The 11,699-nt window shown below is 68.7% G+C and carries 3 protein-coding genes; all 3 read right to left on the reverse strand.

What is annotated here, in order from left to right:
* Positions 1–6,000 (reverse strand): DEAD/DEAH box helicase (locus BFF76_RS19850; RefSeq protein WP_065848738.1); only part of this gene is annotated, 6,000 nt, incomplete at its 3' end.
* A 174-nt stretch (positions 6,001–6,174) separates the two neighbouring features.
* Positions 6,175–6,714: an SMI1/KNR4 family protein gene (locus BFF76_RS19855; RefSeq protein ID WP_065848736.1), complete on the reverse strand. Its 540-nt coding sequence runs from the start codon at positions 6,712–6,714 to the stop codon at positions 6,175–6,177.
* Positions 6,715–6,736: 22 nt separating this feature from the next.
* Positions 6,737–11,467, reverse strand: a complete 4,731-nt coding sequence (locus BFF76_RS19860) for a DUF6531 domain-containing protein (protein WP_065848737.1) — start codon at positions 11,465–11,467, stop codon at positions 6,737–6,739.
* Positions 11,468–11,699: the final 232 nt, after the last annotated feature.

An 11,699-nucleotide genomic window follows, 5' to 3' on the forward strand; every position in this document is an offset into this window, starting at 1 on the left:
GCCCCGTGCCCCGGCTCCCAGCAGCCCCGCCACCGCCGCCTCCGCTCGCCACAACCACCGGTCTGCCGAAGGGTCACGCAGGTACGCGAGGAGCACATCCGAAGGATTTACCCACACGGTCTCGGAGAGCTCGCCGGGCAGCCCCTTGCGCACACTTGCGTAGTAGCCACGGGCCTTCGCCTGCCCCGAGTCACCGTAGGGACGCCAGACCGGGAAAGCGGGACCGGCTCCCGCATATCCGGTGTCCAGGACCCGGCGCTGCCACTCCTTCACGTCCGCGTACGTCAGCTGGAAGACCCGTATGCCGTCCGCTCGAAGCCGGGTCCGCTTCGCGGCGTCATCCGCCATCCGGTTGTACTTCCGGCCGGCATGGAACGCGTAACCGTCGAGATAGAGCGCGACCCGGGGGCCCGGCGCGTCCAGCCGCTCGAACAGGACGTCCGGGCGGGTGCCGTCCAGCACCCGCTGCTGGGAGACCCGCCAGCTGAATGTCTTGCCATCAGCACCCGTCAGCCGGAGGTCGAGAGCGTGCGTACCCGCCGGAGTCGTGTACGCGTCACCACTTGCACGGCTGCCGGGCAGCGACGCCCACTTGCGCAGCGTGTCTATGAAAACGACCTCCAGGTCGCTCTCGGCCTGCTGTTCCATCGGAATGTGCTGCGTCGTCACGACGGGCGAAGTGCTCCACCGCTCGCCCTCCGCTCCCAGCAACTCGTCTAGCATCTGGCGCACTTCCTGGCGGCTCACCTTGTCGTAGTCGCCCGGCGGAACGCGCCGCAACAGGCAGCGGTGGCACCCGTCGAGGCCCTTCTCACGGCAGCCGCAGTTCTCGATCACCTCGCGCGCCTTCAGCAGTACCTCCCGGAACCCGTCCGCGGACGCAAGACGGTGCAGGTAGCCCGTGCCCCCGGGCAGCCGGTCGTGGATGACGAGGAAGCGTCTCGGATACTCGGCGCCCAGACCGTCCCCGCTGTCCGGCATCGAGGCCGCCGCGATGTCGATGTGGTCGGGATCGCCCCCGTACCGGGCGGCGATGCCTGCGAACAGTGCTGCTGTGAACGAGGCGAGCCGCTCCTTCGCGCGTGCCACGGAAACCGGCAGCAGAATGCGTACGGCCTCCGTGACCAGCTCATGGGCGAGCAGCAGCGGTACGTCCTCGCCCTTGCCCTGCTCCTCGGCGGCACCGCGCTGACGACGGCGCGGGCACCACAGCTGGTGATGGGCACTGGCCCGGGTGGACCTGCTCAAGGACTCGCTCAGCGCGTGCTGCGCCTGATCGACGACCGGCTGGCCCTCGGACGTGGCTCCACCACAACTCGTGCACACATAGAACGGATTGAGCCGCACATCCTCACCGGCCATCGACACCGTCGAGCTGCCGTCCTGACGATCCAGGCCCAGATTCAGTGTTCTGACCACCGCACGTCGCGTGAAGTCCGCGCCGAACACGGCGGTGTCGTGCCGCCATGACCCTGGGGCGAGATGGGCCGGGTCGATGTCGACGGTCTTCAGCACCGAGTACCGTCTGCGCTCCCGCTCGTCCCGATCGTCGCGAACCCGGGCGTCGTCACGCTTGTCACGTGCCATGACCCGCTTGGGTTCCAGTACGTAGCTCACGCACCCCGCGTCCGCTATCTCACGCGAAGCGCATCGCGGACAGGCGGACGTGTCCGTCTGGGCGTCCTTCGTCCGTGTGTAGCCACAGGCCGGGCACAACCGCCAGACCGCCCAGGCGCGCCGCTCCGGGCTGCCGATGTCCAGGGCGCGCACCACGTGCTTGTAGCCATTGACGTAGAAGCTGTTGCCCGGGGCGAGCTCGGTCAGGGCGAGCTTGCGCGAGCGCTCGTAGTCACGGACCTCGCTGCGGTACGTGCTGGTCGGAGGGGTATCGGCATCCCCTTCCACGGGATCAGGGGTCTCCTTCCAGTAGAGCGTGCCTTCCAGGGTCGTCACCGTGTCGGCCAGGCTGTAGTTGGGCAGCAACCCCAGCTCCACCAGCACACCGTGCGCACTCGTCTGGCTCAGATTGCGCAGCAGATCACCTGTCGACCGGCGCTCCGCGAGCAATTCCCTTCGATCCGCCCCCTGCTCAGGGTCGCCGGCGCGCAGCCCGTCCACTGCCACGTCGATCGCCGCGATACGCCGCCGCAGCTCCTCGCGCCGGCCGGTCCAGTCCGCCTCTGCCTCCTGCAGCGCACGGACGATGCCACCGGTCGCGTAGGCACGCAGCTCCCCGGCCGCGTGTTCGGACACCCCGGTGTCCTCGTCCTTGCCCGTCGGGAACAGGGCCAGGAACTCCTCCACCCGGCGCGGCCCCTCGGTGAGGGCTGCGTCCTGAAGGTCCTGACACCACCCCGTCGTCCCGAACAGGGCCGAGGCGAGCCGGGGCACCGGCTGCAACTGCTCGCCGTCCGCCGTCACCAGGGCGCCGCGGGCCGCGAGGTCCAGGAGATGCGCCGTGTACTGGCGGCGCAGGATCTCGACGGCTGACAGATAGCACCCGGGAGGCACGATGTCTCCCGCGATCATCTCGCGCGGATCGTCGAGGTAGTACAGGTCACGGGCACGCCGCCCGCCGAAGGCCACCACCAGGGCGTTGCCGGTCCTGCGCCCGGCCCGCCCGGCTCGCTGCACGTAGTTCGCCGGCCCGCCGGGCAGCGAGCCGAGCAGGACGGCGGACAGGTCGCCGATGTCGATGCCGAGCTCCAGCGTCGGCGTGCAGGACAGCACATTCGGATCGGTGTAGTGGGTACCCTCGCGGAACGTCCGTTCCACCCGCTCGCGTTCGGGGCGGGTCAGCATGCCGGTGTGTTCGGCGGTCACGACGCGGTAGGTGCCGCCGGTCAGATACAACCGCCGGTAGTAGTCACCCTGGTAGTCGCGCTCCAGCTTCCCGCCGAAACCGCCCGAGCCGGAGCCGGTGGACGACATGCCGTACTGGGGCGGAGTCAGCGACCCCTTGCACCGGTAGCGCGGGCAGGGGTGCCCGTACCAGCGGGTGCGTCGCTCCGGCGGTACGACCTGCTGCCAGCCGCACGCGTCGCAGCCGACGAACGCCTTGTTGACCACGGAGTCGTCCAGCAGCCGCACTTCGATGTGCCCCGGCTGCAGCCCGTACACCCGGGTGACACGGTCGGCCGCGAGCTTCACCGACAGCAGTCCTTCCTCCGCCAGGAGGGGGAGCAGGCGACGCAGATACTCGCTCGCCCCGGCCGCGTCCAGCGACAGGCAGCGCCGTGTCCAGTCCTGGTACCAGGCGCCCCGGCCGGTGACGGTGTCGAACTTGCTGCGTTCCTTCGTGCTGTCCAGCAGGAAACGCGGCGGGGCCACATATCCCTCCGGGAACGCGGGCATGCCCTCCGCCCGCTGCCCGGAGATCAGATACTGATTGACGCCGGCTTCCCTGATCCACGTGTCGAGCCAGCGGTGCCGGATCCCGCCGCGCGTCCGCATCCGCTCCAACAGCCCTCGGACGAAAGCCAGATACCGGTCCGTCGTCGGCAGCCCCTGGTTCATCACCAGCTGCCCGGGCAGGGTCAGATGCAGATCGCGGGCCAGTGCCGCCACCCGATCCGGGTCGGCCACCGCGACTTCGGCGGCCGCCGTCCGCGTCAGCTCCATCGTCCGGCCCATCCGGGACCGCAGTCCGAACTCCATCACGGTCGCGAACGCCAGGCGCTCCCCGATCAGCTTCCACGTCCGCGCGTCCCCGGTGCCCCGGCCGGAGAGCAGCCGGTCCACACCGGCCTCGTCGTGCAGGTCCGGCGGTACGACAGCGGCCAGGGCCTCAGGGTCGTCGACCGAGTCCAGCACGTTGCCGATCAGGTCGTTGAGCGCGAGCGGAGCCCCCGACTCGTCCAGGTTGTGCGCGAGCAGTGACCGCAGGGAGAACTTGTACGACGCGTTGGCCACGTATCCGGCACGGTGCGCGGCGTCCTGCGTCGAGTCGTTGAAGAGCAGCGTCTTGCGCTCCTCCGGCAGCAGGGCGATCTCACCGCCGGTGAACAGCTGCGTCACCGTCGCCGAAGCGAGCGCGGCCAGCGCCGTACCCAGGAACCGGATGCCGTTGTCCGTGCCGCACGCGGGACACCGGTCGTCCTTCGCCGCCCCGTCCGCCGTCTTCTTGTCCAGGACGGCCAGGGTGAACCAGGCATCCTGCAACTCCTCCGCGTCGCTCGGGACCGGCATCCGGTACGTCCCCCCGGCGCCGTCGAGAACGACTACGGACAGCGGGTCGACGCCACCCGCCGCGGGGGCCGCCCCCGTCAGGGCGTCCAGGGCCTCGGTCGCCTCGGCCGGTGTGGCCGCGATGAAGTACCGGATGCGCCGCTTGTCCCGGCCGACACCGGCCCGCCAGATCTTGTCCGCGGCCGTGACGAGCTGCTGCGGGTCGGACTCCGGGGAGATCGCCGCCCACCCCGAGCGCCCGCAGTGCCGGCAGTACACGGCGGGCAGCTGCGTCTGGGCCGGCCGGCGCACCGTGTCCGAGCCGGGCAGCGGAGTGGCCCGGCGGGAGTCACCTGCCGGCCATTCCGCGCTGTCACGGCCCTCCGCCTCCTCCTGCGGCGCTGCACCCAGCGCCGCCTTCCTGGCAGCCGTCCGCTCGTCCTCGTACCACCGGAACTCGGGCGCCGCACCGACCCCGCGCAGCACGCGGCTCACCGGCCGCACCCACAGGTGCGCCTCGATGTGCAGCAGCGGCCGGGGCCGCCGCTCGTCCGATGCCGGGTCCCGCGCCGCGGACAGCAGCGCCACGAACCGGGACAGCGCCTCCAGCGCCAGGCGGGGGTTCTCCTTGGCCGTGCGCGCCCACGCGTACCCGAAGCGGGCCATGCGGTCGCGCAGCCCCCACTCGTCCAGCGGCTCCCCGTCCAACAGGGCGAGCACCGCGTGCGTGAAGTCGTGCTGCTTGAGCATGCGCCCGAGCTTGAAGGGATCGAGTGCGCGCCTGTTCAGCAGCAGATACGCCAGCTCGTCGAGATCGAGACGGTCCGGCCGGGACTCGATCCCCGGGCCACCGGACGCCTCGATCACCTGCTTCGGCGTGGGTGGATCGGGCAGCTCGTAGTTCACGTCACCGACGAACTGATCGGCAGTCAGCCGCTCCTCACCGATGATCGAATCCGCCCCGAACGGCACCCCGAAGACCTGCTCGGCCACCTCCAGGATCCCGCCGAGCCCCCCGGTGCCCTCACCCAGCGTCGCCGACGTCGCCACCGGACAGATGTCACCGAGCGGCCGCCCCGCCCGTGAGGCCCCGACCGTCGCCCCGAGCCGGCGCAGCAGCATCGCCACATCGGTGCCCTGCGCCCCGTCGTACGTGTGGAACTCGTCCAGCACCACGTACGTGAGATCCGCGCCCTCCCACAACGACCGGTCCTCGGCCCGCTGCAGCAGCAGATCCAGCATCTTGTAGTTGGTGACCAGCACATCCGGCGGCGTCCTGCGCATCTCCTCGCGCCGCGTCATCACCCGCCGGAAGTCGGTGTCCGGCCTGTCTCCGATGTACAGCCCGGCCGTGACCTGGGCCAGCTCCGGCTGCGCCAGATACTCACCGATACGCCCGGCCTGGTCCGTCGCCAGCGCGTTCATCGGGTACAGCAGGACGGCCTTCACACCCTGCCGTCCCAGCGCTCTCTGGCGACGGCAGTGATCCAGCACGGGCACCAGGAACGACTCGGTCTTGCCCGAGCCCGTCCCCGTTGTCACCAGCGTCGGCTCGGCCGCCCCGTGCAGCGTACTCAGCCGCTCCCAGGCCTTGGCCTGATGCCGGTACGGCGGAAACCCGGGCTCCCACTCCAGCGCCGACTGCCACCCGTCCTCGGCCGTGTGGAACGGCGTACGGATACGGAGGTAGGGCCCCCGGAAGATTCCCGACTCCGGGTCCCCGAGGAACCGCTCCAGCGCCAGCCTGGTGTCCTCGTCGGCCAGCGCGTACGTCGTCGTGAGGTACTGGGTCAGACTGCCGCGCAACTGTGCGGCGGCCAAGGTGGGTTTCACGACGGCGCCCTTTCGTGTGCATGTCCGGAGGGGGCGGCGCCGGCGACAGCCGACGATCTACGGACAACCGTATATCCGGCAGCTGACAGTCGGGATGGCCTGTTCAGGGATCCCGCTGTCCTGCTGTGCCGAGCCATGTTGCGCTCACTGCGCGTTGGCGGACCGTCGGCGCGGCTATCCAAGGATCTCGTCGTTGGAATCGAACTGATGTTGATCAACAGGGAGTGCCGGGAAGTAGTTGGTCTCCGCCCGCCCTGTGAGAACGGCCAGAAGGAAGGACGCGCACTGAGCGTCGTGGTGTTCCCACAACGGCCCACGGCCCTCGTTGAACATGACCGTCCATTCGTCCGGCTCCTGTCCCGGCTTCACCAGCCAGTACAGCATTGCCCCTGTGCCCTCGATGTAGGCCCAGGGCAGCACCTCCGCACCGGACTCCTGGAGCTGAGTCGGCCTGGGCTCGACCTCCCACAGCTTCTTGAGGGTCTCGGCACTTTCGGTTGCCTGCGCGAGCAGCTCGTGGTCGTCGTCCGGGCAGGCAGGATCCAGGAGCCAGATCGTCTCGTCGAAGACACCTCCCCCGTACGTCTCGACAAGCTGCCGGTAGTCGGTCGGCAGCGCGGTGCCGAGTGCCCGTTCGACGGCCGGCCAGTCCCTGGAGCGGCGCGGACCGGAAGGCGCGACGAGTTCGGTGAGGCGTTCCACGGCGGGGTGCATGATCGTCTCTTTCTGTACCGGGTCAGACGCGTTTGGGGACGTTCAGGACAGTGACGGTGTTGGTGTTGCTGCCGCCTTCGTAGGGCGTGAAGCTGAAACCCTTGTTGCCCCGGGCTTCGATGGTCAGCCCGATCGGCACGACGTCGGTGGGGTCGTTGGTCCGGTAGACGGGCGTGACGGAGTACTCGATGGTTTCCCCTCGCTTGTCGACGGCCGCCCTGATCTGGTCCTCGACTTTTCGCATGACTGGAGAGTTGGCGAAGCGGTGCATCGTGACGAAGTTTCGCGAGTCCTTGTTCGAGCCACCGATCTGCGCGCCGAGCAGATGGGTCTTGTTCAGCTTCTTGTACTTCACGTAGCCCGCAACCTTCGCGCTCGGGTTGGTCTGTCCGCCTGTCATGTCCGCCTCAATTGTGGCCCGCATGGTGCTTGCCCGTCCGCCCGGCCCGGGGCGTCCGTAGCGTACGCGGCCGCCCCAGCTGACGTCGCTCTCGTCGCACGGCGCGAGACCCAGGGGATCTGTCAGGGTGTGCGGGTTGTCGACGTAGGTGTGGGGGTTCGGCGCGGCGTCGAGTCCGAGCGGGTCAAGGCTGAGGTAGCGAGCGGTCTGCGGGTCGTAGTGGCGGAAGTAGTTGTGGTGGAGTTCCGTTTCCGGGTCGTAGTACTGGCCGGGAAAACGCAACGGCGTATAGGCGTCCGCGTCCCGGTTCCAGGTGGTGGTGCCCCACAGGGTGGCCCTGGTTCGCCAGGCCACGGTGCCGTGTTCGTCGACCAGCTCGGTCGGGGTGCCCACCTGGTCGGTGACGATCGCGAAGAACCGCTGGTCGATCGATTCCTGCGGGGCCCCGGCCAGGGATTTGGTCTCTGTCTGCACGAGTGGTGCCTGACCGTCGTGGTCCCAGGTGAGCGTGATGAGCTCAGGGGAGCCGGCGGCGGAGGTCGTCTGTTCGGTGAGGGTGGTTCCGTCCCAGGTGAACCGGGTCTCCTCGGCCGCAGTTCCATCCGCGTCGAGGCGCTGCTTGGCGATGCGGCGGCCCAAAGGGTCGTAGAGATAGCACCAGCGAGTGCCGTCGGGTGTGGTGACGGACGTGAGATGGTCTTCGGCATCCCAGGTGTACAGCCACGTGTCGGGCTTACGCGACAGGCGGCTCTTCCGGCGCACCACCACGCGCCCTTGGGCATCGTGTTCGTAACGGATAGCACCGGCACTCACCAGGTTACTTCCGGTGTACCTGCGAGCTCCCCGGCCCTCGCTCCCGGGGTGCTTGTCAGGCCACGAGGCATGAGTCTGGTTACCGGCTGCGTCGTAGGCGTACCGCTCCGTCCAGTTCTCGGCCTCGACGGCCGTGACACGGCCGGCCCCGTCGAGGGTGAAGGCGCGGTGGCCCGCGTGGAGATCGGTCACGCCCGTCAGGTGACCGTCCTTCCGGTACGCGTATGTGCGGTCGATCGCCGGTTGCACGGATTGGTCGGAGGTGACGGTCTGCGCGGAGAGCCGACCCGCTTGGTCCCAGCCGTAGGTCAGGGCGAGGCAGTCACCCAGCGTACGGCGGATCTCGCGGCCGGCTGCGTCGTGTTCGAAAGAAAGAGTGCGGCCGGATGCCGTGACTGTCTCGAAGTTTCCCGTCGGGTCGTATGCATACGTGGTCGCGATACCCAGCGGAGTCGTACGGTGTGTACGGCGGCCGACCGCGTCACAGTCGGTGGAGAGTGTCCTGCCGTCCACGGTTTCCCCGACGACGCGGCCTACCGCGTCATAGCGGTAGGACAGGGTGGCATCGGGACCGACAGCATGGACCAGACGCCCGCACGCGTCGTTGTCGAAGTGAATCTCGCGCCCGTCGACACTTTTGCCGGTCAGCTGCCCAGTGGCGGAGTAGCGGTAGGCAACGGCCTGGCCGGCGGCATTGGTCCGCCGCGTGAGACGGCCGACGTCGTCGTAGGCATAGGCCGTGGTACGACCGTCGAAATCGGTCTCGCTGATCAACTGGCCAGCCGTGTCGTAGTCATATGTCCAGGAGAGGGACTGCGGATCGGTGACCTCGATCAGCCGTCGTTCGGTGTCGTACGTGAAGGTGTGGCGCGCGTCGCCAGGTGTGATCCGGGCGGTCGGCAGATCGAAGTGCGTGTATTCAGTACGCGCTGTCGCTCCGAGCGGATCGGTGTACAGGGTGCAGTTGCCCTCGCCGTCGAACTCCCATTGCTCGGAACTTCCGTCGGGGTCGGTCCGGCGTATGAGCCAACCGTCCACCGACCACTCCAGCCGGGTCGCGTCGGTCTCCTCACGGCCGGCGACGAGCATCGGGCGGCCGAAGGGATCGTAGGTGTAACGACGGACGGTCCCGGACGCGTCGGCGATACTCAGGGGGAGCCCGGCTGCGTTCCGAGTGATCTCCACCCGCTCGCCCAGAGCATTGGTCACGGCGGTCACGGCGCCCCGGGGGTCCACCGTGTAGTGCGTGGTGGCCCCGCTCGGATCCGTGAGAGCGGTGCGGTTACCCCTCTCGTCGTAGCTGTGCAGCCACCTCGCTCCGTCAGGTTCGGTCAGGGAGGCCAGGAGTCCGCGGCTGTCGTAGGTGACGGTCGTTCGGTGACCGTCCGCCCTCACCAGCTCGACCGGCCGGCCGTCATCGTCGTAGCTCTGCCGGGAAGTCGCCCCGTTGGCGTCCGTGTGGGTCAGGAGCCGGCCGGACTCGTCGTACTCGCTCCTCTGCGTGGCACCGAGCGGGTCGGTCGCAGCCACGACCTGAAGCCGGTCATCGCAATGGAAGACGCTTGTGGCGCCGGTCGAGTCCGTGTACCGGGTCGTCCCCCCAGCCGCTTCGGGGGGCGTCTCGTAGGCGAACGTGGAGGAGAGCATGCCGTCCGGGCCGATCGTCCTGACAACCCGGCCGAGGGCATCGTAGACGTACCGGAACGTGGACTCGTTGCGGTCGGTCCAGGAGGTGATGCGGGCGTCCGAGTCGTAGGTGAACCGCAGGGGCAGGCCGGAGGAGTTGATGACCGCGTCGAGGTTGCCCTCACCGTCGTAGCCGTAGTGCCGTACGGTGACGGGCCCTTCGGGTGTTCGCAGCGACAGCTCGGTCACCCGGTCGTCCTCGACGCGCAACGCGACCTGGTAGCCGCCGTCATGCACGACCCGGACCGGAGCTCCGTCACTGCGCCGTATGAACGTGATGCCGTTGTGATTGCGGTCCTCGACCTCGCTCAGCCAGTACGCGGTCGACTCCTTGTAAGGGCTGCCCGTGAAGTAGCGCGTAGCCCCTGCCGACTCGTCTCTTATGCAGTAGGTCGTCGCGGAAGCGTCGTCTCTCCCGACATGGGCCAGGCGCAGACGAGGCCCCTCGATCGGCAGAACCCCCTCCACGTCATCCGGGGCCGGCAGCCGCGGATAGACGAGCAACGACCCATCCTCGCGGGCCCAGACCGCGCCCTGCCCCGTGGAGTCCAGCTCGATGCGTTCGTCCAGGGTGGAAGCCCAGCTGCGTCCGAACCAGCGGCCCCAGCGGTAGTCGGACAGATGGGTACGGCGCAGCACGAGGGGCAGGGTGCCGGGGAGTACGAGATCGGTCTGGGGCAGAGCCATCTCGCCGGTTGCGACATCGACCGGATCGTTCTTGCAGGTCTTCTTCTCCAGGGAGATGGCGTGGCGGCGGGTGTTGTCCCTGGCGCCGTCGAGGGAAGCCGGCTTGAGGCGTGTCCCGTCGCCCCTACGGGTCGGCCGATCCCGCACGGCGCCACGGCGACCGTCGTCGTCCTTGCCGCCGCCCGAAGTGATCTTGTTCAGACCGTCACGGATGTCGTGGTCGGTGTCCTTGTGGATCTTGGAGCTCTTGGTGATGCGCTCGGGCACCGTCTTGCCGACATGGTCGCCGAGGTCGCCCAGCGCCTTGCCGAGTTTCTCCACCACTCCCTCGATCGTGGTGTCGAGTACAGCGGTCAGGGAGTCCTTGCCCTTGGCCCGGCCATGGTGGCCCTTGGCCTTGCCGAGCTTGCCGCCCGTCTTCTCCCGCATGTTGATCTGCACACCGGCCAGATGCATCCCGGCCTTGCTGTGCGCATCGTGGTCGATCACCGGGCCGCCGCCGGGGCCCGGGCCGCCGGGCCCGCCCACCGAGTTGATCTGCAGCGCGTCCTTGCCCGCCTGCGCCGTCTGCCCTGTGTTGTAACCGTCTTGCACACCCGCGACGTTCAGCGCGGTCTGGACGGCCAGGTCCGCCACGATGTTCTCGATCGCGGCGACCGCCGGCTCGGTGAGCGTCGCGACGATCTCCGATACGGCAGCCTCGGCCATCTCCTTCAGGATGCGCTTGAAGGCGATACGGGTAGCTGCGATCTTCGCGCCGGCCAGGAGCGTCGACAGCCCGGCGGTCAGTGGGGCGAACGCCAGCGTGATCCCCACTGTCGCACACAGATCGGCCAGTTCAGCCACTGCGGCTATCTTCCGAGCCACGATGATGTCAGCGACCCGGTCCAACGCACCCGCGACGAGCCGCGCCGCCTTCGCCAGATCCTTGTGCTTGCCCTGCACCTTCGACCAGTGCGCGTCCAGGGCGGCCAACGACTCGCTCTGGCCGCTCGCCAACAGCTTCTGGATGTGCTGGTACGCGGCGTACGCATCGTCGTCCGCGTCATCGCCGAACTCCCGCAGTGCGTCCGCCATATCGCGGTACGCGTCCTCGTCGACATTCGGCCAGCCCACACCGACCACATCGAGCATCGTGTCGACACCCTCAGGAATCGTGTACCCCACGATGTATCCCCCCGATTGACTGATCATCAGCTTGACCCACCATACGATTGACCGCCATGCCGCGCGCGATCGGGAGACGGGCAGAACTGCATGCCAGGGCAACGACGGTTGGTGCTGAGGGTGGCTGGTGGCTCCCTCACAGCTCGGCCCAGACCGTCTTGCCGGGTGCGCCGGCGCGTGGCTTGACACCCCAGCGGGTGGCCAGGTGCTCGACGAGGAGCAGCCCGCGGCC

It is taken from the genome of Streptomyces mutomycini, from assembly GCF_001700505.1.
GTDB classification, from domain to species: Bacteria; Actinomycetota; Actinomycetes; order Streptomycetales; family Streptomycetaceae; genus Streptomyces; species Streptomyces mutomycini.